27 protein-coding genes and 1 tRNA gene are annotated in these 24980 nt (G+C 56.0%); 11 read left to right on the forward strand and 17 right to left on the reverse strand.

Annotated features, from left to right (window positions below; translation table 11 throughout):
* Positions 1-208 (forward strand): hypothetical protein (locus tag KP705_RS13055; RefSeq protein WP_215764610.1); only part of this gene is annotated, 208 nt, incomplete at its 5' end.
* 3 nt (positions 209-211) lie between these two features.
* On the opposite strand, the gene KP705_RS13060 is transcribed toward KP705_RS13055, so the two are convergent.
* The 3 genes from KP705_RS13060 to KP705_RS13070 are packed head-to-tail and all read right to left on the reverse strand — an operon-like array spanning position 212 to position 2330.
* Positions 212-1189: an NAD-dependent epimerase/dehydratase family protein gene (locus tag KP705_RS13060; RefSeq protein ID WP_215764611.1), complete on the reverse strand. Its 978-nt coding sequence runs from the start codon at positions 1187-1189 to the stop codon at positions 212-214.
* A 3-nt stretch (positions 1190-1192) separates the two neighbouring features.
* On the reverse strand, positions 1193-1684 hold the full coding sequence (locus tag KP705_RS13065) for a DUF192 domain-containing protein (protein WP_046900316.1): 492 nt from the start codon (positions 1682-1684) through the stop codon (positions 1193-1195).
* Positions 1685-1703: 19 nt separating this feature from the next.
* A complete protein-coding gene (locus KP705_RS13070) occupies positions 1704-2330 on the reverse strand; it encodes an MBL fold metallo-hydrolase (RefSeq protein ID WP_046900940.1) in 627 nt (208 codons plus the stop codon).
* Between the two features lie 177 nt (positions 2331-2507).
* Between KP705_RS13070 and KP705_RS13075 the strand changes: the two genes are divergently transcribed.
* Both KP705_RS13075 and KP705_RS13080 read left to right on the forward strand, forming a co-directional pair.
* Complete coding sequence (locus KP705_RS13075; protein ID WP_046900317.1) at positions 2508-2858, forward strand: RidA family protein; 351 nt, start codon at positions 2508-2510, stop codon at positions 2856-2858.
* 171 nt (positions 2859-3029) lie between these two features.
* Complete coding sequence (locus KP705_RS13080) at positions 3030-3755, forward strand: CHAP domain-containing protein (protein WP_046900318.1); 726 nt, start codon at positions 3030-3032, stop codon at positions 3753-3755.
* 69 nt (positions 3756-3824) lie between these two features.
* Here the strand turns inward: KP705_RS13080 and KP705_RS13085 are convergent, their stop codons facing one another.
* From KP705_RS13085 to KP705_RS13115, 7 genes are all read right to left on the reverse strand, one after another.
* Positions 3825-4283: a 23S rRNA (pseudouridine(1915)-N(3))-methyltransferase RlmH gene (locus KP705_RS13085; RefSeq protein WP_046900319.1), complete on the reverse strand. Its 459-nt coding sequence runs from the start codon at positions 4281-4283 to the stop codon at positions 3825-3827.
* A complete protein-coding gene (gene rsfS, locus KP705_RS13090) occupies positions 4284-4736 on the reverse strand; it encodes a ribosome silencing factor (protein WP_046900941.1) in 453 nt (150 codons plus the stop codon).
* 95 nt (positions 4737-4831) lie between these two features.
* Entirely contained in the window at positions 4832-5419 is a 588-nt protein-coding gene (locus KP705_RS13095) for a nicotinate-nucleotide adenylyltransferase (protein ID WP_232309335.1), read from the reverse strand.
* A 32-nt stretch (positions 5420-5451) separates the two neighbouring features.
* Positions 5452-6708: a glutamate-5-semialdehyde dehydrogenase gene (locus KP705_RS13100; protein WP_046900320.1), complete on the reverse strand. Its 1257-nt coding sequence runs from the start codon at positions 6706-6708 to the stop codon at positions 5452-5454.
* Positions 6701-7795, reverse strand: coding sequence for a redox-regulated ATPase YchF (gene ychF, locus KP705_RS13105; protein WP_215764612.1), 1095 nt, complete (start codon positions 7793-7795; stop codon positions 6701-6703). Before ychF ends, KP705_RS13100 begins: the two co-directional genes overlap by 8 nt.
* 215 nt (positions 7796-8010) lie before the next feature.
* Positions 8011-8580, reverse strand: a complete 570-nt coding sequence (gene pth / locus KP705_RS13110; RefSeq protein ID WP_046900322.1) for an aminoacyl-tRNA hydrolase — start codon at positions 8578-8580, stop codon at positions 8011-8013.
* Between the two features lie 3 nt (positions 8581-8583).
* Positions 8584-9240, reverse strand: coding sequence for a 50S ribosomal protein L25/general stress protein Ctc (locus tag KP705_RS13115; protein ID WP_064275524.1), 657 nt, complete (start codon positions 9238-9240; stop codon positions 8584-8586).
* Between the two features lie 209 nt (positions 9241-9449).
* On the opposite strand from KP705_RS13115, the gene KP705_RS13120 reads away from it, so the two are divergent.
* A complete protein-coding gene (locus KP705_RS13120; RefSeq protein WP_215764613.1) occupies positions 9450-10763 on the forward strand; it encodes an MFS transporter in 1314 nt (437 codons plus the stop codon).
* A 33-nt stretch (positions 10764-10796) separates the two neighbouring features.
* Here the strand turns inward: KP705_RS13120 and KP705_RS13125 are convergent, their stop codons facing one another.
* Positions 10797-11672 (reverse strand): SDR family oxidoreductase, encoded by an 876-nt coding sequence (locus KP705_RS13125; RefSeq protein ID WP_064275522.1) that lies wholly within the window; start codon positions 11670-11672, stop codon positions 10797-10799.
* Positions 11673-11899: 227 nt separating this feature from the next.
* Here KP705_RS13125 and KP705_RS13130 point away from each other — a divergent pair, with 227 nt between their 5' ends.
* Positions 11900-14008, forward strand: a complete 2109-nt coding sequence (locus KP705_RS13130) for a catalase (RefSeq protein WP_046900326.1) — start codon at positions 11900-11902, stop codon at positions 14006-14008.
* A gap of 36 nt (positions 14009-14044) precedes the next feature.
* Here the strand turns inward: KP705_RS13130 and KP705_RS13135 are convergent, their stop codons facing one another.
* From KP705_RS13135 to rfaD, 4 genes are read right to left on the reverse strand one after another with little or no spacing between them, the layout of a single operon-like run.
* Positions 14045-15445 (reverse strand): amidohydrolase family protein, encoded by a 1401-nt coding sequence (locus KP705_RS13135; RefSeq protein ID WP_046900327.1) that lies wholly within the window; start codon positions 15443-15445, stop codon positions 14045-14047.
* Positions 15446-15500: 55 nt separating this feature from the next.
* The gene (pgeF, locus tag KP705_RS13140; protein ID WP_046900328.1) at positions 15501-16274 is read right to left on the reverse strand and encodes a peptidoglycan editing factor PgeF; all 774 of its coding nucleotides are present in this window, start codon (positions 16272-16274) and stop codon (positions 15501-15503) included.
* Positions 16267-17073 (reverse strand): prolipoprotein diacylglyceryl transferase, encoded by an 807-nt coding sequence (gene lgt / locus KP705_RS13145; protein WP_046900329.1) that lies wholly within the window; start codon positions 17071-17073, stop codon positions 16267-16269. Before lgt ends, pgeF begins: the two co-directional genes overlap by 8 nt.
* A gap of 11 nt (positions 17074-17084) precedes the next feature.
* Entirely contained in the window at positions 17085-18065 is a 981-nt protein-coding gene (gene rfaD, locus KP705_RS13150; protein WP_046900330.1) for an ADP-glyceromanno-heptose 6-epimerase, read from the reverse strand.
* Positions 18066-18147: 82 nt separating this feature from the next.
* Here rfaD and KP705_RS13155 point away from each other — a divergent pair, with 82 nt between their 5' ends.
* The 5 genes from KP705_RS13155 to KP705_RS13175 all read left to right on the forward strand — a co-directional run bounded on the left by KP705_RS13155 (position 18148) and on the right by KP705_RS13175 (position 20884).
* Positions 18148-18438 carry an accessory factor UbiK family protein gene (locus KP705_RS13155; protein WP_046900331.1) on the forward strand — a complete coding sequence of 97 codons (291 nt, stop codon included), beginning with the start codon at positions 18148-18150 and terminating at the stop codon, positions 18436-18438.
* Between the two features lie 201 nt (positions 18439-18639).
* Positions 18640-19146, forward strand: a complete 507-nt coding sequence (locus KP705_RS13160; RefSeq protein ID WP_064275533.1) for a YbjN domain-containing protein — start codon at positions 18640-18642, stop codon at positions 19144-19146.
* Positions 19147-19148: 2 nt separating this feature from the next.
* The gene (proC, locus tag KP705_RS13165) at positions 19149-19970 is read left to right on the forward strand and encodes a pyrroline-5-carboxylate reductase (protein ID WP_046900942.1); all 822 of its coding nucleotides are present in this window, start codon (positions 19149-19151) and stop codon (positions 19968-19970) included.
* An 80-nt stretch (positions 19971-20050) separates the two neighbouring features.
* Positions 20051-20740, forward strand: a complete 690-nt coding sequence (locus KP705_RS13170) for a hypothetical protein (RefSeq protein ID WP_046900333.1) — start codon at positions 20051-20053, stop codon at positions 20738-20740.
* 69 nt (positions 20741-20809) lie between these two features.
* Positions 20810-20884, forward strand: a tRNA-Gln gene (locus KP705_RS13175).
* A gap of 5 nt (positions 20885-20889) precedes the next feature.
* Here the strand turns inward: KP705_RS13175 and KP705_RS13180 are convergent.
* Positions 20890-21159: an HU family DNA-binding protein gene (locus tag KP705_RS13180; protein WP_046900345.1), complete on the reverse strand. Its 270-nt coding sequence runs from the start codon at positions 21157-21159 to the stop codon at positions 20890-20892.
* A 162-nt stretch (positions 21160-21321) separates the two neighbouring features.
* On the opposite strand from KP705_RS13180, the gene KP705_RS13185 reads away from it, so the two are divergent.
* Entirely contained in the window at positions 21322-22221 is a 900-nt protein-coding gene (locus tag KP705_RS13185; protein WP_215764614.1) for a rhamnan synthesis F family protein, read from the forward strand.
* Here the strand turns inward: KP705_RS13185 and KP705_RS13190 are convergent.
* Entirely contained in the window at positions 22207-24972 is a 2766-nt protein-coding gene (locus tag KP705_RS13190; protein WP_046900944.1) for a glycosyltransferase, read from the reverse strand. The genes KP705_RS13185 and KP705_RS13190 overlap by 15 nt on opposite strands.
* Positions 24973-24980: the final 8 nt, after the last annotated feature.

The raw sequence follows: 24980 nt of genomic DNA on the forward strand, positions 1-24980 counted from the left end.
TAACACTTCGACACTCAGGTCTCAGGAAAATAATCCCAAAACCAGCAGCACCAAAACGCCGCCAACATATCCCTTCCAATTCCATATTCAATTTTCAAAGATCAGCATCTCAAACCGCCCCGGCCAGACCCTCGAAGAAGGCCCCGCCGCGTCGGTGAACGGGCTTATACGGCCACCCACACACACCGTCAATCAAAAAATCATATAAAAATCAAAAAACTGACTTTTTATGAAAATCCTTGAACCACTGGGCAAATTTCATAACCCCATCCTCAAGCGAGACGCTCGGAGTCCAGCCACATAATGCTTTCACATCCTCCAGGCTCGCCCAGGTTTTCTCCATATCCGCCACGGGGCGAGCTTGATGTTCTATGCATGCAGATCGCCCGAGATGTTTTTCCAGCAGAGCAATCAGTGTCGTCACTTTTTCCGGGCGATCTCCCCCCAGATTCAAGATGCGCGCCTCACCCACTTGAGGAGGAACGTCCATGATCGAAAGAACACCCGATGTGATGTCATCTATATAGGTGAAATCCCGAGACAGTCCTTTTCCCTCGTAAAGGGTGACCGGACGGCCCTCGCAAATAGCTTTCGCGAAACCGTAATAAGCCATGTCTGGCCTACCCCACGGCCCGTAGACGGTAAAGAACCGCAAGCCTGTCTGTGGAATACCGTGAAGATAAGCATATGCGGAGGCCGTCAGCTCACCTGCGCGCTTTGTAACCGCATAAAGTGAGCCCGGCTCATCCACGCGATCACTCTCTTTGAAAGGCAACGACTGGTTGCGACCATAGACTGAGGACGAAGACGCATAGACAAAATGCTTCAACCTTTTCAGGCTTCTGGATGCCTCCAGCAAAACAACCTGCCCCATGACATTCGCTTGTACATAGGAATAAGGGTCTACGAGTGAGTATCGAACTCCCGCCTGAGCTGCCAGATGAACGATGACTTCAATATCAGAATGGCCATCAACGACTGATCGCATAGCTTCGCGGTCAGAAACGTCCTTCTGCTCGAACACAAACCCTTTTTGACACTTCAGTCTGTTCAGGCGAGCCGTTTTCAAGAGCGGGTCATAATAATCGTTCAGCGTATCAACGCCGACTACCTCCATGCCTCGCGCCAGCAAGGCATGCGAGACGTGAAAACCGATAAATCCCGCCGCTCCGGTAACTAAAACCTTCACGTATCAGTGCTTCAGTGCCGGGCTACTTACGGTATCCCCTACGCGGATACCCAACTCTTCCGTAACCCCTCCAGCAAGCTCAAGCGTGTTGGCCACAACCCCGTCACTACTCAGGATTGCCTCACTCAGCGGAACCGCCTTCTCCGCAATGGCATGAACATGATTGGTGGAATCAATGAAAACGATATCGAGGGATACCAGTGTGTTTCTCATCCACATGTCCGAAACCTGCGGCTGCGGCCAAAGGAAAAGCATTCCCTTGTTTTTGGGCAGCTCCTTGCGGAACATTTCGCCAACTTCCTGTTCCCTGTAGGTTTTGGCCAACTCCACCGTAAACGAGTGCTTAACCCCGTCTTGCGTCGTGATTGTCAAAGGTGCTGTCGGAAGAACAGGCTGCGCCTGACGAATAGGTTCTTCTGCAGCATAGGCGGAAGCCGTCATACCGCTCGCGAGAACACCTATCGCACCTAATATGGAACAAGCCATCACACGCATGGGAAACCCTCTTTGAAATTTATCGTTCAGAAACAAGAAATGGATTGGACCGGCGTTCTTCCCCAATGGTCGTAGGCATTCCATGCCCACACAGCACCACAGTCTCATCCGGCAAACTCATGAGATGTTGGCGAATACCTGCAATCAGCGCAGGAGCATCCCCATAAGCAAAATCGGTTCGGCCTACCGTCCGGCGGAACAATGTATCGCCAACAATGGCACGACGACTGCCATGATCCACAAACACGATATGCCCTGGCGTATGTCCGGGAATATGACGCACCTCGATATCATGGCCCAGCAGTTGGAGTGTCTCACCACTTTCCAGAAAGCGGTCCGGAACAACACTCACCATCCCTGTCATACCAAAATGCGCAGCCTGTTTCTCAATACTACTCAGCAGGAACGCATCACGCCGATCTGGCCCGAGAACAGGCACAGGATCTGATTGAATCTTATTCAGGCGTTCCCGCAGTTCATCAGCGCCACCAGCATGATCAAGATGTCCATGTGTAAGAAGAATAGCCTCAACCGTCAGTCCACGGAGTTGGGAGAGCAGTTCATCCACATCGCCCCCTGGATCGACCACCACGGCATGGTTCCGTTCGTCCCAGAGGATCGTGCAATTCTGCCGGATCGGCGTCACAGGCACTCTTTTGACATTCAAAGGGACCACGGTTTTTTCTCCCGCACGGCCAGTTTAGCGATACCTCCCGGCGATACCGCGTCCCACCCCCTACGACAAGGGAGCCAAGAGGTGATTGACCGCTTCTTAAAGCCGCCTCACTCTGGGGCTTTCCAATCTCGGGATCAGGATACCCCCATGAGCCGCATCATTCGCACAGAACCCAACGCCATTCTTTCCAAGGCTGTGGAATATCATGGCTTTGTTTTTACCCAAGGCGTTGTCGCCTCAGACCTGTCACAAGATATCGATGGCCAGACCAAAGACGTCCTGGCTCAACTCGATGCCATTCTCGAAGAACACGGCACAGACAATACCCGCATTCTTCAGGCACAGATCTGGCTTAAAGACATCGCAGACCGCAATGCTCTCAACACGCACTGGTCCGCATGGCTCCCGGAGGGACTAGCTCCTGCACGCGCCTGCGTTCAGGCTGTCATGGCTGACCCGCGCATCCTCGTGGAAATCATGCTGACAACCACGAAATAAGCCACCCGACCAAATACGGCACAATTAAGGCAGAATGCGACACGAGAAAGATTTTCATTAGAAATGAAAATTTAACCCTCAGTGATGCATTCTGCCCTTGTCAGGGTTGCATGAAGATTGTTAGCTCCCTGTAACCCGAACGACACAAGCCTATTCAGGATCAAAAAGATCGTGACGCATAAAAGTTGCCGGAAAACATTTTTCTCTGCCCTGGCGCTCTCCGCTGTCATGTTCTTTGCGAGTCATGCACAGGCCAAACACCTCCGTAGTTCGCACGGTGGTCATGGTGTCTTCCGCTCCCATCGCGCATCTCATGCGTACCATCATCACACCTTTTCAACTGCGCACGTCATTCAGTGCGTAGCTTATGCAAAAGAAGCATCCGCTGTTGTGTTGCACGGCAATGCACGGGATTGGTGGTATAATGCTGCAGGCCGATACGCCCGTGGTAACGCTCCGGAAGCGGGGTCGGTTCTAAATTTCCGTGGCATCCGTCGTATGCCTCTAGGTCACGTCGCTGTGGTACGGGCTGTCGAGAACAACCGTACGATCTATATTGACCAGTCTCACTGGGCATCCAATGGCATTGCGCACAACGTGCGCGTCGTTGACGTGTCACCCAACAATGACTGGAGCGCCGTTCGCGTTGCCCTCAACGACCGTAGTGGCCGTCTTGGTAGCATCTACCCGACATACGGCTTCATCTATGGCCGCGCAGACGACGGACGCCAGGCTCCGCAGGTCATGGTCGCTCGCGAAAGCCATGCAACCACCTTCCGTCATCGTGCGATCTTTAGAGGATCGAATGCTCTGAGCCATCCGATGAGCAACACGGAAGTTGCAGAAGCCCCAGACGATGCATTCACATCTGACGCTCCGAACCGGTCTATCCGATAAGAAGACTTCAGATGCAAAAAGCGGGGCTAAAAGCCCCGCTTTTTTTATGCCCAATCGCTCAGAAACGGCTTAATCCGGCCGACTGTCTTTATGATAAGGATGGTTCGAATTGATAGCCTGAGCCCGAAAAACCTGCTCGGCAATCATCACACGCACAAGCATATGGGGCCAGGTCATCGCCCCCAGAGCAATAACGGCATCAGCTCTCTGGATCACTGATCCATCCAGCCCTTCTGCTCCACCAATCAAAAAGTGTAATGGACGGCCAGTTTCCTGCCACCGAGCAAACGTGGCTGCAAACTGCAGGCTGCTGAACGTCTTTCCCCCCTCATCAAGGGCAATGACAAAAGCATTCTCAGGACAGGCTCCCAAAAGCCCCGCAGCATCCTTGCGCTTCTGCTCCATAACGGAGCCTTTGGACGGCGCAATCTCTGTCACCGTCAGCACAGGACGAATCCGGGCAGCGTAACGGTCAAACAGTTCCCGTTCAGGCCCGGACTTCAATCGCCCAATCGCAACGAGCTTCATTCAGCCCTGCTCTTCGTCCTTACCGACAGTCACTTCGGATTCGCTCGAATCCAGATCAGAGCCCCACATTTTCTCAAGAGCATAGAGCTCACGGCTCTCTGGCTTGAAGAGATGAACAACAACATCCCCTGCATCCAGAAGGACCCAGTCGCTGCCATTCGCACCTTCAACCAGAACCCGGTTGAAGCCATCTTCGCCCAGCTTTTTCTCAATATGATGCGCCATGGCTGCAATCTGACGATCTGCCAGACCCGTTGCCACAACCATACGGTCTGCAAAGTTGGCACGGCCAACCAGATCCAAAACCACGATGTCTTCTGCCTTGTCTTCCTCAAGGCTGGCCGTGATGATGGACAGCATTTTTGTCAGAACATCGGGCTGTACAGGCTCGCGCTTGACGGTAGTCTTCTTGGGGCCAGCAGCAGCAGCCTTCTTGCGAGGCGTTCCAGGCACCTTGGCAGCCTCGGCCAGTGCCGCATCAGGGGTGCTGGTTTTCCGACGCGTGGTCTTGGCCTTCGGGTCGGTTGAGGTCGTCTTGGTGATGGCTTTTACTCCTGATCCGGTTCCAGACAGATTTGCCCGGACTCTCGCAACGCTGTAGCCGATATATCGTTCTGCGGCGCAGAAAGGAACGTCCATGCGCATCCTTTTCTTTGCGCCAGTATAGCAGCTTCCCTCGAAGGCCGTCGATTTCGCCGTAAAGCTGACGCCGCAGCCCCGTGCAAAGCAGGCGTTACACTTCCTGGCCGCGGCAGAATCGCTATAGGCACCATACGGGCCAGCATCCTCCAGTTTTTCCAGCGAGAGAATTGCGCCAGCCCATCTGCTCCCATCAACCAGACAAACTGAACATGAGGAAAGCGCTTTTGAAGCAATGCCACAGTCTTCACTGTAAAACGCTGTTTCAGCCTTGCTTCTATATCCGTAGCACAGATTCGACGGCCATCAGCGATCTTCCGGGCTGACGCAAGGCGCGCCCTGAACGCTCCCATGCCTTTTCGAGGCTTGAGAGGATTCCCAGGTGAGACCATCAGCCATACCTGATCCAATCGCAGAGAGCGCAACGCCTGCTGAGCCACCTTCAGATGACCATAATGCGCCGGATTGAAAGAACCACCCAGCAGGCCAATCCGCATACGTCGGCCATCGCCAAACGTCGGGATCGTATTCAGCCCCGCACCTGTCCGTTACCAAGCACTTCGTAGCGATAACACGTCAACTGTTCGAGCCCTACCGGGCCTCGCGCATGCATCCGTCCCGTGGCAATGCCGATTTCAGCCCCAAAGCCAAATTCACCACCATCACAGAACTGAGTGGATGCATTCCACAGCACAACCGCACTATCGGTCCCATTCATGAACACAGCAGCAATCTCAGGATCTTCCGCGATAATCGCTTCCGTATGAGCACTGCCATGGCGCGCTATATGGTCGAGAGCCTCCTCAACGCCATCAACAACAGCAATAGAGAGAATCGAATCCAGCCACTCTGTATCGAAATCGGCTGCACTGGCAGGAGACAAGGTCGAAACAATAGATCTGGCAGCCTCGTCCGCCCGGAATGTGCAGCCCTTGGCAGCCAGATCATCCACAATGTGCGGTAGCAGCGCCGGAGCAATCGCCCGATCAATCAGAAGCGTTTCTGTCGCCCCACAGATTCCTGTGCGGCGCATCTTGGCATCCAGAAGAACCCGACGCGCCATTTCAGGATCAGCACTGGCATGAACATAGGTATGGTTCAGCCCATCGGCATGGGCCAGAACAGGCACCCGAGCCTCACGCTGAACACGCTCCACCAAAGACTTTCCACCACGTGGAATGATGAGGTCCACGCCCTCAGCAGCCTGAAGGAGCGCGCCCACCAGAGCACGATCGGCAGACGGCAAAATCTGTACACAAGCCGGATCAAGGCCGGCAGCCGTTAGACCTTCAACCATCGCCGTATGAATTGCGCGCGCCGAATTCAGGCTTTCGCCTCCCCCACGTAAAATGACAACATTGCCAGACTTGATGCAAAGAGCCGCAGCATCAGCCCCAACATTCGGCCGGCTTTCGTAAATCATGCCGATGACACCGAGCGGCACAGCAACACGACGGAACAGCAACCCGTTAGGGCGCTCCCATTCTGCGAGAATGCGTCCAAGCGGATCAGGGAGCTTTGCAACGTCTTCCAGACCCTTTGCCATGGCCTCAACGCGCTCAGGCGTTAAAGTCAGACGGTCCCGGAATGCCGCGGTCCGATCATCAGAAAGCCCGGCCAGATCCTGTTCGTTTGCCGCAACGATTGCTGCGCTGTTGGCACGAAGTGCCTGAGCAGCAGCATTCAGTGCCAGATTACGCGTCGCCTCATCCGCTCGCGCCAATCCACGAGCAGCCTGACGGGCTTTATCCGTCAGGCCTTTCAGAATAGCTGCAGCGTCAGACATTGAATCGGAACAGGAGAATATCTCCGTCCTGTACAACATATTCCTTGCCTTCGATCCGCAACTTCCCAGCCTCCTTGGCGCCTGCTTCACCATTGCAGGCTACATAGTCATCAAAAGCAACCGTCTCGCAGGCAATAAAGCCACGTTCGAAGTCATTATGAATAACGGCAGCAGCCTGAGGCGCTTTCGTTCCAGCCGTAATGGTCCAGGCACGCGCTTCCTTCGGCCCTACCGTGAAATATGTCCGTAGACCCAGTAGGCGATAACCAGCTGCAATCACACGATCCAGGCCACTGTCACTCAGGCCAAGCCCTTCTAGGAACTCCGTGCGATCTTCCTGCGGCAACTGGCTGACCTCAGCCTCGATCGCAGCAGACACGATCACAACACCAGCGCCTTCTTCCTCAGCACGCTTGCGAACCGCCTCCGAGTGCGCGTTTCCGGTGGCAGCAGAAGCCTCCTCAACGTTGCAAACATACAGAACCGGCTTCGTCGTCAGGAGCTGAAGACGCGCAGCCTCCTCTTTCTGGCCTTTAGGCACAGCCGTGCGGGCAGGCTTGCCATCACGCAGTGCCACAATCAGCGGCTCCATAAGTTCAAGCTGCGCCTGTGCTTCACGATCATTTCCACGCGCACGCTTCTGAAGATTGATCTGGCGCTTCTCAAGGCTTTCCAGATCCGCAAGCATCAGTTCGGTCTCGATAATGTCTGCATCCCGAACCGGATCCACTCCACCTTCGACATGAGTGATGTCATCGTCCTCGAAGCAACGCAGAACATGGATGATCGCATCCGTCTCACGGATATTCGCTAGAAATTGGTTCCCCAGCCCCTCGCCCTTGGACGCACCACGGACCAGACCCGCAATGTCAACAAACTCAAGGCTGGTCGGAATTTCTTTCTGGGACTTGCCGATCTTCACCAGAATATCCAAGCGCGGGTCCGGCACAGCAACGCGGCCCGTATTCGGTTCAATGGTGCAGAATGGGTAGTTCGCTGCCTGCGCTGCGGCTGTTTCCGTCAGAGCATTGAACAACGTGGACTTGCCAACATTGGGCAGACCAACGATGCCGCAATTGAAACCCATTGTGCTCTCCATCTTTCAGGCCGCCATCTTGGCTAACCCAGTCTCAGAATTCAGTTGCCCTGTGTTCGCAGAATCCACGCCTACGGACAACACCTGCGCCCTGCAAAACAGGCAGCAGAATACGATTCCCACCCGAGAACTCTCTCCGGCAACGATACCCGCACATTATAACAGTGAAAAAAGCCGATCATAAGAGACCTGAAGTCTCGCGGCACTCAGGCCGTAAGCAGCGCCACTTTTGTCATGAACGCTTCATTCTCGCCCTTGGCCAGAATAGGCGCAGCATCCGCAACTGCCTCAAGCCACCGCTCAAGCTCCGGCTCTTCCGCTTTAGCGAAATTCCCGAGAACATGCCCGTGCACCCGATCTTTGTGTCCCGGATGGCCAATGCCCATCCGCACACGCCAGTAATCTGGTCCGGGAAGACAGCGATCCATTGAGCGAAGGCCATTATGCCCAGCCGCTCCCCCGCCACGCTTGATACGCAGCTTGCCGAAAGCAAGGTCGAGTTCATCATGGAAAACGGTGATGTCGGCCTGCGCGATCTTAAAGAACTGCGCGGCCTGCTGAACGCTGTCGCCCGACAGGTTCATGTAGGTCATCGGCTTGAGGAGCAGAATTTTCTGCCCCCCAAGAACGCCTTCGGAAGTCTCCCCCCGAAAGCGTTTGCGCCATGGGGAAAACCCATGGCGCTTGGCGATCTCATCAACCGCCATAAAGCCGATGTTATGTCGATGACGGCTCATCCCCGGCTCGGGGTTGCCGAGACCGGTCCAGAGCCTCATGACTTACTTCTTCTTTGCGCCCGGCTTTGCAGCGGCTTCAGCAGCAGCAGCAGCCTTGGCAGCAGCTTCAGCTTCCATCTCGGCATCGACGGTCGGCGGTGCGATAGAGGCAATCACGATATCCGTGTTCTGGCCACCCGTCAGAGCAACGCCTTCAGTGCCCTTTAGGTCAGCCCAGCGAACGCTGTCATGAATATCCAGAGCGCTCAGGTCAGCCGTGAAGTGCTCTGGAATGTTGGCCGGATCAGCAGCAACGTCAACATAGTGACGAACAACGTTCAGAACGCCACCGCGCTTGATGCCCGGAGCCTTTTCTTCGCCTGTGAAGACGATGGAGACTTCAACGTGAACCTTCGTGCCAGCGGAAACGCGCTGGAAGTCCACGTGGATCGGAGCATCGGAAACCGGGTGCAACTGCACGTCACGGATCAGGGCTGCAACCGGCTCTGCGCCTTCTGCTTCCAGGTTGTACACGCGGGAGGACCAGCCACCACGGTGCAGTTCCTTCATGATCACGCGCGGATCAAGAGCAATGATGGAAGGCTCCTGCTTGCCACCATAGATTACAGCCGGAACCAGCCCGGCACGTCTCGTTGCGCGCGCTGCCCCCTTACCAGCCTTCGCGCGCGTCGAGACAGCAAGTGTCGTCAATTTAGCCACTGTTACGCTCCTGCGTATTGAATTTCGTTAACCACGCAAACCTCCAGGGGTGCCTGCGCGAGCGGCGGAGTAGCGGAAAACTGCGCTCAATACAACCTTTTTCCCGAAATCTATCGTCCTCCTAACCCGCCTCACCATAGCTGGACCCTCCCCCAAACCGCCGGATAGTCTGTCGCAAGTCCCGTAGCTGCCTCCGTCACAGAGAATCCATGAGCATCGCCCAACGCCTCGAAGACCTGCCCTTCACCCCCTTCCATCGTCGGCTCCTGATCCTTGGAGGCTGCGGATACATGTTCGACGGCCTGGACTCCGCCATCGTTGCCTTCACACTCCCGGTTCTGAAAACGGAATGGCACCTGTCCGGCCCCTCCCTCGGTGTTCTGGGGAGCGCCACTTATCTGGGATACGGTCTCGGCTCCCTGCTGGCAGGTTGGTGGGCCGACAGGTCCGGCCGCCGTTCCGTCATGATGAGCGCCCTCGCGCTCTACGCGATCGGCTCTCTTCTTTCGGCAGTCTCCCACACATTCGGCAGTTTCTTCAGCGCCCGTCTTCTCGCAGGACTGGGCGCCGGCGCAGAAGCCACGATCATCGCCCCCTATCTGAGCGAGTTCGTCTCATCCCGTTATCGCGGCGCCTTCACGGCCAGCCTCACGGGCTTCTATTCTTTCGGTTACGTCGCCGCAGCCATTCTCGGATTCATGATTGTCCCCTCATCACCGGATGGCTGGCGATGGGCATTGGTTGTCACAGCCCTACCCGTCCTGATGCTCCTCTGGTGGAGGCGTACCCTTCCCGAGTCCCCAAGATGGCTCGATCAGCAGGGGCGAACGCACGAAGCCTGCCGAATTGTCGGAGCCATCGAACAAAGCGCCGGACTGGCCGCCGGTCTTTCGACAACCCCCGATACAGCCGGGCAAACAAACCGCCCCCTGAGCGACCTTTTCGCCCCCAGCCTCAGACGCTCCACATTCATGAGCTGGGCCATGTGGCTGAGCATCACCTTCTGCTTCTACGCGTTCTTCACCTGGATCCCGACCCTCATGATCGAGCGCGGCATGACCGTGACCCGCAGCTTCGCCTACGCCATCTCGATTTACGCCGCACAACTCCCCGGATACCTGGCCTCAGCCTTCTGCACGGAACGTCTCGGCCGACGCGCCACCGTCGCTACCTTCATGATCGGTGGCGGGATCAGTGCCATCGGCATGGCCGCAAGCCAGACACCCACACAGGTCCTACTTTTCGGAATCCTGCTGTCCATGTTCATGAACGGAACCTACGGCGGCATCTACGCCTACACGCCCGAACTCTTCCCAACATCCCTGCGCGGAAGAGGCATGGGACTAGCCTCCGCAATCGCCCGTCTGGGCGCTATCTCGTCGCCCGTCCTGATTGGCTGGATTTACCCGAAAGCCGGTTTCCCCGGCGTCTTCGGCCTCACAACCGGTATTCTCCTGACAGGAGCCTGCATCACTCTGCTCTTCGGTCCCCAAACAGAAAAACGCCCGCTCGATCAGGAGTAGGCGTTCCACTGAAATCCAAAATATCCGGCCCGATCAGAGCATCGGCATCCCGCCATTCACAGGCAACAAAGCGCCCGTCGTGTAACTGTTCTGCGGGTCCGCAAAATATACATAGGCCCCAGCCAGTTCAGCTGGCTGACCTGGACGACCCAGCGGAACGTCAGACCCAATGCTCTTCTGCGCTTCTTCCGGCATTCCCGTCGCAATGAACGGCGTCCAGATCGGGCCCGGCATAACCCCGTTCACCCGAATACCGCGGGACGCAAGCTGCTGCGCCATACTCACCGTAAAGTTCGCAATGGCTGCTTTCGTCATGGAATACGGCACAAGGATCTGAGGCGGCGTCTTCAGATTGACTGAAGACGTATTGATGATGGACGCCCCCGGCTTCAGATGAGGCAGAGCAGCTTTCGTCAGATAGAACAGCGCATGCGTGTTGGTATCAAAATGGCGCTTCCAGTCGTCGTCACTGATATCCTCCAGATGCTCCGCCCAGTTCTGAAACGCTGCATTGTTCACCAGAACATCGAGACGACCAAATTCTTCCAGAACCTTGCCAACAAGCAGTTTGCAATGCGTCGCCTCACGAATATCCCCTGGTAGCAGAAGGCAACGACGCCCCTCTGCCTCGATCTGCCCGGCAATATCCTTTGCATCCTGACTTTCGGTTTCGAGATAGGAAATCGCAACCTCCGCCCCCTCACGGGCAAAGGCCAGTGCCACAGCACGTCCGATCCCGGAATCCCCACCGGTAATCAGGGCCACCTGCCCCTTGAGTTTTCCAGAGCCCTGATAGGTCTTTTCGCCGTAATCAGGCTGCGGCGTCATTTTTGATGACAGCCCCGGAAAAGGCTGACTTTGCCCCTCAAAAGGAGGCTGAGGATAACGATTGCGAGGATCGACAGGCATTCAAGCCTCCTGAGCTGCATGAAAGATGCAATTAAGGAACCCTAACGGCTCACTCTTTCCTTCAGTTCAGAACATTTCACCAAATTATTTTCCGGAACATTTCCCCGGGACTCAGACTTCTAAAGTGAAGGATTTCCCAAACCGGAAATCGACTTACCGAATTCGAAACGACGTGCCCGGCATTATTCAGTCCGGACAGTCGCGACGACAGCAGATCGGACCGGACCATGAGCGACACGGCAGACAAACGCACCACCGTGACCATCGGTGACCAGACCTTCGAGCGCGGCCCTCAGGGCGCAACCCATCAGACCGCAAATGGCGACACACCGACCCTGACAACCCAGCAGGGCGTTCCCGTCGCCGATGACCAGAACTCCCTGAAGGCAGGCCCACGCGGCGGAACGCTTCTGGGAGATTTCCATTTCCGGGAAAAGATCTTCCACTTCGATCACGAACGCATCCCCGAACGCGTTGTTCATGCCCGGGGCTACGGCGCGCATGGCTTCTTCGAACTCACAGACTCATTGTCTGACTACACAACCGCAAGCGTCCTCGGAAAAACCGGCACCCGCGTCCCGGCATTCGTTCGCTTCTCAACCGTCGCAGGTGGCAAAGGATCATTCGATCTCGCCCGCGACGTCCGCGGTTTCGCCGTGAAGCTTTACACTGAGGAGGGCAACTGGGATCTCGTGGGCAACAACATGCCCGTATTCTTCATCCAGGACGCCATCAAGTTCCCGGACATGGTCCACGCCGTAAAGGAAGAGCCCGATCGCGGCTTTCCGCAGGCGCAGTCCGCCCATGACAACTTCTGGGACTTCGCATCACTCTCGCCCGAAACCGTCCACATGCTCCTCTGGATCATGTCAGACCGTGCCATCCCCCGCTCTTTCCGCTTCATGGAAGGCTTCGGCGTCCATACCTTCCGGCTCATAAACGCCGAAGGAAAATCCACATACGTGAAGTTCCACTGGAAGCCGAAGCAGGGCCTTCAGTCAGTTGTCTGGAACGAGGCCGTCAAGATCAATGGCGCCGACCCTGACTTCCACCGCCGTGACCTCTGGCAGGCCATCGAATCAGGGGACTATCCGGAATGGGAACTGGGCGTACAGCTCTTTGATGACGCCTTCGCCGACACATTCGACTTCGACATTCTGGATGCGACCAAACTCATCCCGGAAGAACTCGTCCCCGTGCGCCGAATTGGCCGCCTCGTGCTGGACCGCATGGTGGACAACTTCTTCGCCGAAACCGAACAGGTCGCCTTCTGCACCCAGAATGTCGTCCCCGGTATCGGCTTCACCAACGATCCACTCCTGCAAGGCCGGAACTTCTCGTATCTGGATACGCAGACAAAGCGTCTCGGTGGCCCGAACTTCACGCATATCCCCATTAACGCGCCCAAATGCCCGTTCCACAACTTCCAGCAGGACGGCCACGCCGCCATGCACAACCCGAAGGGTCGCGTAAACTACGAACCCAACTCCTGGGGTGCAGGCCCGCGTGAAAACCCCAAGACCGGCTACAGGCACTTTCCCGATGACAACGGTCGCACGACCCGCGAACGCGGTGAACTCTTCGCCGATCACTACAGCCAGGCACGCCAGTTCTACATCAGCCAGACAAAGCCCGAACAAACGCACATCAAGAACGCGTTTGTCTTCGAGCTCAGCAAGGTTGAAACACCAAACATCCGCTCCCGCGTCATCGCCCATCTTCTGAATGTGGATGAAACGCTGGCCAAGGGCGTGGCCGAAGGTCTGGGCCTGAAAGAGCTCCCCGCCCCAGCTCCGGCCGCCCGTACACCCATCACGGATCTGGCCGCCTCAACAGCGCTCAGCATCCTCAAGAACGGGCCCGCCTCCTTCGCAGGCCGTAAACTGGGTGTCGTGATTACAGAGGGTACGGATGCAGCCCTGCTGGACGCTCTCCAGAAAGCCGCAAAGGCGGAAGGCACACTGATTGAACTAGTCGCCCCCGTTGTCGGCGGCGTAACGCTGACAGATGGCAAGACCATCTCGGCTGGCCAGAAAATCGTCGGCGCCCCATCCGTGCTTTACGACGCGGTCGTGCTTCTCTCTTCTGCGGAAGGGACAAAGCTTCTGAGCAGGGAAGCAACAGCCCGTGACTTCGTGGCAGATGCGTTCGCCCACGCCAAATTCATCGCTTACGGCCCGGACGCTGCCCCCCTTCTGGCAAAAGGCGGCATCACGACCGACGAGATGGACGATGGTGTAATCGCCATCAAAAGCGAGGCAGATTTCGAACCCTTCATCAAAACCTGCCGGAAGCTCCGCTTCTGGGATCGTGAAGCCAAAACCCACAGCGTCTGACACAAAGAAAAGCCGGGGATCACACCCCGGCTTTTTTTAATGCTGAACAGAGGCCGCAACCCGTCGATCAGCTTCCTGTCGAACATGCGCAAAATCCTGCTTCAACGGCTTGCCATGCTCAACCATCAGCACGCCCCCCACATAGACCTCCGCCAAATTTTCCTGAGCCGCAGCAAAAACCAACGTGGCATACGGGTCAAACACATACCCAAGATTGGTCGGATCAATCACAAGAAAATCCGCAAATTTCCCAGCTTCCAGGCTTCCAAGCCGATCCCCGACTTCCAGAACATCCGCACTCCCCCGCGTGTGCAGTCGCACCACATCATACGGGCTCATGATTGCAGCACTCTGGTACTTGTCCCGGATGGCATAAAGCCCGGTCCGCATGTTCTCGAAAGGATCTGCCAGATCCGCACTGGCTTCCCCATCCTCTCCCATACCAACCCGCAAACCAGCTTTCAGATAGGCCGGAATATCCGCCGTCCCTGACGCCAGACGACCATTTGAAAGCGGATTCCAGACCATGGACGCCCCAGCTTTTACGGATCGGGCAATAATCTCAGGCGTCGTATGAATGAAATGACCGAAAATCAGATGCGGCCCGAGAATGCCTTCATCTTCAAACCAGTGGAAGCGGGCCTGCTGAGCTAAAACGTTCTCAGGTGGTTCCAGATAATGACTCTGGTTGGACAGATGATACTCCCGCATCAACGCGCCTTCGATCTTCGCAACGTCTCCGGTGTCGTGAAATCCCGTCCCACCATTGATCATCACGGACAGAAACGTAGACCCCACATGCTGCCCAGCGGACCACGCCAGAAAATCCCCAACATGCTGGCGAGCCTTTGCAAATGACACATCGGCTTTACCCGGCAATGGCTCAAGACCATGTACAAATCGAATGCCGGAAGCAGTTTCAGCCTGAAACTGCAAACGATCCGTTTGCACGACCATCTTCGGGCTCGCCCCGCCATAATTGAAATTATAGGCAGCCGTGACGCCATGAGCGAGATGATCCAGCGCGCCATCGAGAGTGAACCAATAAATATCCTCAGGTCGCGCCACACTCGCCTTTCCGGAATACAAAGCCGTAATCCATCCCATCAACGTCTGATCCGCCGCGAGGCCACGATACGCAGCCTGCCAGAGATGGCTATGAGCGGATATGAACCCTGGCATGACCCAATGTCCGTGCAGATCCATGTCCTGATCCGCTTGAAGATCTTTGGGAGGAGTTCCGGGGCCGATATGATCGATCACGCCATCTGAACGGACAGAAAAATACCCTTTAAAAGGCGCTTTCTGTCCATCGGCCATTGAAAAGATCAGGGCGTTACGAACCAGAAGATGAGACGGTTCGGCGTAGGCTACGCCCCCGGCACAGGCGGCCACCAGCATGGAACAGAGAATCTGAGCAGGACGAAGCATTTTCATGCCGGAACGATAACAGTCCCAGCGATCCGCACAAGCGCTGCGGCACTCTGCAATACTATGATGAAACGCGAGGCCGGATTGCTGAGATCTGGTGACCAATATGGCCACCGCCTGCGAGTGTCCGTCGGCGGTGACTGAAGAACCTCTGGTCCGTCAATGTATCCACACCCAGAACTTCAACCTGCTGAACACCAGCAGCTTTCAGCCGCGCCAAGCAGTATTCTGGCAAATCGAACATGAAATGCCCTGCCCGTTCCGCCACACAGAAAAACAGGCCTGCGTTCCCGTCCTTAGCCAGAACGGCATCCCGCATATCCGGGCCAACCTCATAACTCTCAGGCCCAATGCAAGGGCCGACTACTGCCCGAATATTCGTGGCGCCCAGAGCTTTCATTTGCGTCACAGCAGATTCGAGGACGCCGCCTACCGCTCCACGCCATCCTGCATGCGCGGCTCCCACAATCCGCCCATCCTCGGAAGCCAGAAGAACAGGCCCGCAGTCTGCCGTAATGACCCCAACACCCACGTCAGGGCGATCCGTCACCAGCGCATCGCCATCCTGCCCATGCCCCATAGCCCAGAGAACCGTCTCTCTGGTCACTGGAACCGTAATGTCACTATGCGTCTGCTTCAGACCCAGAAGCTTTTCTGGCTCAACCCCGATCTGCCGCGCAACGCGCGCACGGTTTTCGCTCACGTTCGCCAGATCATCAGGAGACGACAGAGAGCAGTTCAGGCTGTCATAAGGTTTCGGGGACACGCCGCCGAGGCGCGTAAAAAAGCCATGTGGCACGCCAAGACCATCACTTCTGAGAATAGCCTCAGACATGTGCGCTCTCCTGCGCCGGACGACGAAGGGCATACGTCATCAGGCCCAGCCCGGCGAGCGCCATCGGAATACACAGGATCTGGCCCATCGTGACCCCACCGGCCAGAAAGCCGATATTCGCATCCGGCTCCCGAAAAAACTCACAGAAGCTCCGCGCGCAGGCATATCCAAAGAGGAACAACCCTGACAGAAATCCGAAATGTGCCCGCAACTTAGGGCGCGTTGCCGCAAACAGCATGACGCACAACAGGAGAACACCTTCCGTCAACGCCTCATAAAGCTCGGAAGGATGCCGCGCCACAGGACCACCTGTGGGGAATACCATGGCCCACGGCAGGTCAGGCGATGCTGGACGCCCCCACAGTTCTCCGTTCACAAAGTTGGCGCAACGACCCAGCGCCAACCCAATCGGAACCACCGGCACGATCCGGTCCGCAAAAGCCAGAAAGCTTAGACGGTTCTTCCAAGAGAAGAACGCCAGAGCCAGAATGACGCCCAAGGCCCCACCATGAAACGACATTCCGCCGTCCCATGTCTTGATGATGTCCACTGGGTGCGCGAGATAATCCAGAGGTCGGTAGAACAACACGTACCCAAGACGACCACCCAGCAGAACACCCAAAATGGCGTAGAACAGGAAATCATCGACCTGCTCACTTGTCGCTACTTCCGGTGCCAGCCTGTTCAATCGTCTCGCAATCGGCAACGCGATGATGAACGAGACCATATACGCCAAGGCATACCAGCGCACCGGCAGCGGGCCGACATGAAACGCAACGGGGTCAAACCCAGGGAACATCAAGGGCTGGCTCAAAGGTTTGACTCCGCTCCGGAAAGATAATCACGCACATACTGCCGTATTCCGTCTTCAAGAGACGTAAACGGCGCATCATATCCTGCCTGACGCAAACGGCTCATGTCCGCACAGGTGAAGGACTGATACTGCCCACGAAGCTTCTCAGGCATCTCAACGAATTCCACGTCCCGCGCCCGATGCGCAGCGTCACAGACTGCATGAGCCAGATCCAGATAGCTCCGCGCCACACCGGTTCCGCAGTTGAAAAGACCACTGACATCCGGATGGTCGAAAAGCCATAGCATGACGTTCACAACATCCCCGACCCAGATGAAATCACGCTTCTGCTGGCCATCGGCCATTCCTGCAACGTCAGATTTGAACAATCGTGCCGCAGCCCCACGCTGAAGATCATCATACTTGACCTTCACGACGGAGATCATGGACCCTTTGTGATACTCATTCGGGCCATAAACATTGAAAAACTTCAGTCCAGCCCATTGCGGCGGGGCCGGATGCCCAGCTTTCAGCTCACGCTTTACCCACAGATCAAAAACCTGCTTTGACCATCCATAAAGGTTCAACGGTTTGAGATGATCAATCGCGTCCAGCCCGTCACGGAACATCTCAGGCTGGTCCGCAGTGCCATATGTCGCCGCAGATGAAGCGTAAATAATCCGGACATCGTTCTTCGCGCACCACCGCCAGAGAAACTGCGACAACGCCACATTAGTCGACCAGACGAGGTCTCCGTCTCGTGCCGTCGTTGCGCTGATCGCGCCCATATGAAAGACCGCTTCGATCTTTGGCGCTGTCTCTAGGAAACTCGGGAGCGCCTCAGGCGTGATGATCTGATCCGGCGCATGAGACGCGAGGTTGCGCCATTTTACACCCTCACGAAGCCGGTCCACAACAACCGTCCGCAGCCCGCGCTGACGCAGGGCGGCATGAAGGCACGATCCAATGAATCCGGCTCCGCCGGTGACGATAATCATCCTTCCTGTATAGTCTGCCCCCGAAAACGATCCAAGCGACGCGCCACACACGACACGCCGCCTCTCTGCAGGAGTTTCTCCCATGTCTGACAGACCCCGCTTCTTTGATGACCTCGCAGGTCTTGCCGGCAATGCTTTTTCGGCTGTTACCGGCGCACGCGAAGAACTTCACTCCATCATCCGCACCCGCGTTGACGAAGTCCTGAACTCGCTGGAACTGGTTCGTCGTGATGAGTTCGATGCCGTTCAGGAAATGGCGACGCGCGCGCGCATGGCACAGGACGAGGCAGAAACACGCCTTGCTGCCATCGAATCGCGCCTGACAGCACTCGAAGACCTCGCAACTGAAGAAAAGGGTGGCCCTCAGGGCTGAAACGGTCGCTTTCGTTGCGATCCTGATGCAACACATCTTCGTACGAACTGATTGAAGCTGTGCGTGATACTTGCACACTTCACCAAGGCCACATAACGTGATCAGCGTCAGGAGAGGTCATACCCCTCCTGGCCGCAGACATCTGGAGCGCCGTACCGGTGCATGACCGGTTCCGGCCTCCACGGCCTTGGGAGATCCGACATGCCTGCCCTGAGCACCTCACTCACCACAGAAACAGAATCCCATCCGCTTGACCTCATGGAACAGGTCATGGGCCTCTACGAATGGGAATTCGAACGCCTTGGCCAGTCCGAAATGGCGGCTCAGGCCCCAGGTCAATGGTGTGACTACTCTCTCTATTTCACCTGGTCAGACGAGCTTTCAGCCCTGCACCTGAACTGCACGCTGGATCTACGGTCCCCCACAGCACGTCGATCGGACGTGCATGAACTGGTCTCCCTCGCCAACAACAAGCTATGGGTTGGTCATTTCATTATTGATCCGGAAACCGGTGTTCCCTCCTTTCGCCATACGCTCCTGATGCGTGGTGTCTCCACACTTCCGGGTGAAAGCATGGAAGACCTGATCGATATCGCGATGTCAGAATGTGAGCGTTTTTACCCCGCCTTCCAGTTCACTCTCTGGGGGGGGAAATCTCCTCAGGATGCACTGGACGCAGCCATGCTCGATTGTGTCGGAGACGCGTGACCTTGCCATCAACACCTTCAATTCTACTGGTTGGTTGTGGAAAACTGGGAGGCGCGCTCCTCGATGGGTGGCTCGCCTCTCCCACACCTCCTCGCATCGTTGTCGTTGATCGTCATAGATCTGGTTCGGACGAAACCTGTTCAGTCGTTCGAGCCGCCTCGGAAATTCCATCGACATTTACGCCAGATATTATCGTCCTGGCCGTGAAGCCAGCGACAGCAGAAGACGCAATCAGCGCCTTGGGAGACTCGCTGGGCACCCGCATGAAGAAAGCAGCTCTGCTTTCCGTCATGGCTGGTCGAACCTGTTCTGCTCTGTCTGACGCAGCTTCCAAAAGCGGTGCCACTATCCCCATTCTCCGCGCTATGCCCAACACCCCGTCAGCAATTGGCGCAGGCATCAGCGGCTTCTATGCGTCTCCTCAGGCCTCAGAAGAGCAGACCAGTCTCTGCCACGAACTGCTGTTTGCTGTGGGCGATGTTGTCCGCGTAGACCGCGAGGAGGATCTCTCAGCAGTAACGGCCCTATCCGGCTCAGGTCCCGCATATGTGTTCCTTCTAGCCGAACTGCTTGAAAAGGCCGGAGAAGCGCACGGCCTGTCCCAAACGACAGCACGCCGTCTGGCACGGGGAACAATTTACGGCGCCGGGCGGATGTTGGATGACATGCCCGACGATGCTGCCGACCTGCGCAAAGCTGTCACCAGCCCAAACGGAACAACTGCTGCTGCCCTGAATGTTCTCATGGCACCAGACGCATGGCCGTCAAATATTTCAAAAGCCATTGACGCGGCCACAAAACGGGCCGACGAACTCGCCGGTTGATCGTTTCTCTCTGGTGGGAACTTGCTGACACTGGCAAACGCTCCCACCATTAAGAAACAAGATTTCTACAGGAGACCGGCATGGAAGAGCGGCAGGACCCATTTGATACCGATGAGCTGGCATCAGACAGCACACCGGAACTGGACAGGGAAGCCTTCGATATTGCTCTCCTCCAGTCTGCCCTGAGCCTCGCCGGTTCAGACGGCTGGCACCGGTTTTCTCTAGTCGATGCAGCGCGCGAGGCAGGCCTGCCTGTTGATGCTGTGCGCTCCCGCTATCCGGTCAAAGCACTGCTGCTGCTCCGTCTGGGGCGTCTGGCCGATGAGAGCGCGCTTCGTGACGAGGGAAATGGCGGCACACTTCGCGAATACCTTTTCGACCTAATGATGCGTCGATTCGATATTTTCGAAGAATATCGAACAGGCGTCAGAGCTGTCCTTCACGCCGTTCCCTATGACCCCGCCCTGGCAGCGCTTTTAGCCGGTGCGACTGTGGACTCCATGCGCTGGCTCGCTGACGCAGCAGGCATGGACTGCTCTGGTCTCGGCGGCCTCTGGCGCATTAATGCCCTGACCGCCGTCTGGGGACACGCGCTCCGGGCCTGGGAAAAAGACGAAAGCCAGGACCTCGGAAGCACAATGGCGGCCTTGGATCAGGCGCTCAACAAAGCTGAACGTCTCGGTATTCTGAAGGCCTCAGCCCGCCGCAAAATGGACGAAGCCATGCGCACTACAGGGCTGCCCGATCACGAACTGGAACTTGAATTCTGATATTGGGCTTTACGAGACGCATTGGTTCGGATTAAAAGCCGATCCATCGCGTTCGTAAACGCGACCTACTGGGGCGTAGCCAAGCGGTAAGGCAGCGGATTTTGATTCCGCCATGCGGAGGTTCGAATCCTCCCGCCCCAGCCAAATCTTTACAAATTCTGCTTCAGTCCAGGGCTTGCCTTGAACCGGACTGTCCGGCCAGGGGGAACTTCCACCGGTTCTCCTGTCCGCGGGTTGATCGCTTGGCGCGCTTTTGTTTCGCACACGGTAAACGTACCAAAGGAGGAGATAGTAAACCCTCCTTCACGTCTCAGTTCATCAATAATAGCATCTACAAGATCGTTAGCTGCTCGCTGTGCAGCAACGCCTGTACAGTCTATGGAGTCCTGAAGAACAGCTGCGAGAAATGCCTTACTCATAGATGCATTTTTCTCCTCTTGTGCATCCCTGTCTCAGGATGCAGCTCCAACACCTGAACATTCACCATCTTTTACAGCATTCCTAAGTATTTCTTACAATACCATCAGGCAACGATGATATAATCGCTTCAGCAGCCCAAGCGTTCCATCGTCAGGAATTTCATGTCGCGTTCCATCTGCCTTTTTGCCTATCACGCGCCTGCACCAACACTGGCCCCACACACCCGCCATCTCCTCAATCAAATTGCGGGATGCGGGTTTGAACTGCATGTCGCCGTCTCCGGCTTGGACCCAAACGATGCGGAAGGATTAACAGTCCTTCAGAGTAGTTTTACTTCTGGCCCGACACCAATCGCAGCGACCCTCTATCCCAGAGAAAATTCCGGTCTTGATTTTGGTGCCTGGCAGGATCTGCTCAACAGGAACTGCGATGCGGGAGCGACTGAAATTCTCTTTGCGAATGACAGCATTTTTGGGCCTATGACGCCCTTGCAGCCAATTATGGACAACATGCGAGCCCATCATTCCCCTGTCTGGGGCATGGTTCGGTCAGAAGCTATTACCGCCCATCTCCAGTCATGGTTTCTTGTCATGACACGGGAAACCCTTGATCATCCCGCGATAAGGCGCGTGTTCCAGCAACCATTCAACAACATGAGCAAGCCGGAAATTGTCTTGCATGGTGAGTTAGGCCTCGGCTTGGCTATACAGGCGGCCAAACTGGAGATGACAGCCTCCTGGAGCAGCAAACGGGGGCTGGCACGCCTTCTTTCGTTAAACCCAATGCATACAGACTGGCGCACCGTGCTCCACTCAGGGCAAGCACCGTTCATCAAGACAGAGCTTCTCCGCGACAACCCAAGTGGAGTAGCGTCAGTCCATCTCTGGCGAAGCGAAATTCTTGACAAAACCTTTTTCGACCCCGACTGGATCGCACTCTACCTGGCCAACAACCCGCCGCGCGTTCAGCACAAAAAGGCCGGTTTCCGAGCGCGACTGGTTCAGGCCTTGGCCAGTGAAGACAGACTACGTGCTTTACCAGCACTTTTAATGGGTCACTAAATTGACTTTACGCTTCGCCACGCGCTCCAGAAAGCCAAGAAGCTCTTCTGTTTGCGCTTCGTACGTGGCCAGACTGCTCTTGAATGGATTGACGTATCCATCGAATTTTTCGGCCTGACCCAGCAAGGATTCGACGGCTGCAGCCAGTGTCTCAGGACGTCCATCAAGCGGGAGATGCGTTCCATTCACCCCGTCCACAACGTCCTCTGATTGTCCGCCGGGAGCAGTCGTCACAACCCAGACGTCACGCACCAAAGCTTCACGAACTGTCAGGCCGTAACTCTCTTTCCACTGGGACGGAAACAGCAAGACATCAATCTGGTCATAGAAGTCATCGAGCCCAGTCTGCGTGAAGGCAGGAACAATTTTCAGCTCCCCCCTCACTGACCAGTCTTCAGCATGAATGGACCTGAAACCAAGATTGATCTTGTTATCGACCAGAACCAGTTCCCAATCAGATCGCTCAAGAGACTCCATACATTTTTTGAGTTGTGGATATCCCTTTACGGCCTCCGTCCCACCGACAAATCCAAAACGGATTCGAGAACCAGGCTTTCTCTGACGACGAGATCGTTCAGGCCACCGAAAGCCATTCCGGTTCACAACAATCCGCTCAGGCTCAACACCATTGGCAAGATAAAGCTGACGATGTGCCTCAGACGGGCTTATCAACAAAGCCGCTTCAGCCAGAGCCTGATGCATGATCGTCACACGATCTCGCAAGTGTCGGGCATGAGGTTGGCACATCTGGCAAACCTGCTGGTCAATACGGGTCTGGAAGCAGTAACGCCCATCCTCCCGAACCATGAACTGCCTGTCGCATAGCCACCACGCATCATGCAGTGTCAGAACATAGGGAACTCCCCGTTCCTGACAAACCCGCAGCATGGCAGTACCAAGCCCCTGAGCGGCATGCACATGCACCACATCAGGCTGGTAAGCATCGAGCCAACCAGCAAACACCTCGGCCATCTGCGGGTTGTCCAGAGCACCAATAAGGTCCGTTCCCTCCGGGATAACCGCAGACAACACGTCCGTACCGTTGATGACGTAGCGAATACTTCCTGACAAATTCTCGTCCAGACGTGGGCGGGATGTCATGATTCCCACTTCAATACCGCGCTGCGTGAGCCGGGTTGCCAGCTCCTCTGCGACGATCGTCGCTCCCCCGAATGAGCGGGGAGCGTAATAGACATTCGCCATCAGCACTCGCAGAGCTTTCCGCGCCGGTATCACAGGCCTACCAAAAACAGCTTGCCCCTGCGTGACAGCCATTGCTTCAGGCGCGTATCGCTCCATCACATCCTGACGAGCCTGAATCGCTAAACGCTGACGCAATGGCACATCTCGTGCCAAGGTCAGAAAACTCCGCTTCCAGTCATCATCGGTAACGGCCAGCAAGCCATTTTCGCCATGTCGCATGACTGAAAGAAAAGCATTCCGAGGGGAACAGATGGCGGCAACCTGAACGACTGCAGCCTCCAGAAATTTGATATTGCTCTTGCAGTCATTGAAAAGCGTGGGCTCAAGAGGCGCAATCGCAATATCCGTTCGGGAGAGTGCCGCGAGATAGTCGCGATATGACAGTTCTGTCAGGCGTTCCACACGGTCTCCGAACCTGTGAAAGTCATCTGAAAGTTTAAGCTGACCAATGACCCGCAGACACAACCGCGGCTCATCTTCCATCGCAGCAATCAGCCCGGCCTGAGCCTGCCGAAAATCCTCATCATGTGTGTTGGTTCCTGATCCATACGAAACCCACACACGCTCCTCTTCCATCCCTTTATGGTTTGGAAGAGACGCAGCAATCTCAAGCGTCTCATGATCAAGAGCATTTTCCAGCACTGAAACGTCAGTCAGGCCTGCATCCAACATGGCCTGCGCCAATGCCTGTGTCGAAGCGATACCTCGGCCACAGGCCAGCATGCAGCGCCGGAATAAGGTAACACCCGACATGAGCAGATCCTGCTCTGCCTGCGGCAAACTGCTGATGTTCCCATTCTGAAGGTACTCTTCAGCATCGAAAATAAGGTCATCCACTTCCCACCATGGCTCAAGACGCAAGCGGTGGGCCTCGGCAACCAGCTTCATGACAGTCTCGAAGCCAGGAACCCTGTAGAAAATCACCCGCGTACAAAGCTGTAACCCGGACATGGCAACACCAATGTCCCGCCAGTCAACAACCTGAACAGACCATCCAAGGCGTTCCAGCAGATCCCGCTTTTGCCACACACGATACTTCGCGCACTGCCGCAGGGAGACTTCTGCGATGATCAGAATTTTTGGTGCAAGGGATGCTGCGCCCTCATCAAGCATATCACTGTAAACGGAGGGGCCAGCCACAGCTCCGTCAGACGTAACTTGCTGGGTAGCCTTTGAAAGAACGGAGTTTCTCTTCTTGCCAGAGCGAGGGAGAGCTTGGCGTGCCAGTGCCCCCCCTACTGCCCGAAGACCGCCTTTGCTCCAAAGCTCAGTAACGCGCTCAGGAAGTTCTCTAAGGGGCCGGCCCGAGGGAAGCCGTCCAAGAGACAAGCCTCTTACCAGCCGCAGTGGAGCCGTGACCCGCCACGACAGAGAACTCTGAACAAGAGCCATCTGATCCCGCAGATGCGTGTTTTCAATTTGTAGCCCATCGGCTCTCATTCCGTTCAGACGTGCTGAGCTGCGATAACTCTCAAGCAAAACCTTCTGCGAATCTTCTTCAGCTGTACCTGGAAGGAGGGTCACGTTGGAGCCGGGCTGCACTGTCATCAGAGAAA

It is taken from the genome of Gluconobacter sp. P1D12_c, from assembly GCF_018812105.1.
Classification (GTDB): Bacteria; Pseudomonadota; Alphaproteobacteria; order Acetobacterales; family Acetobacteraceae; genus Gluconobacter; species Gluconobacter oxydans_A.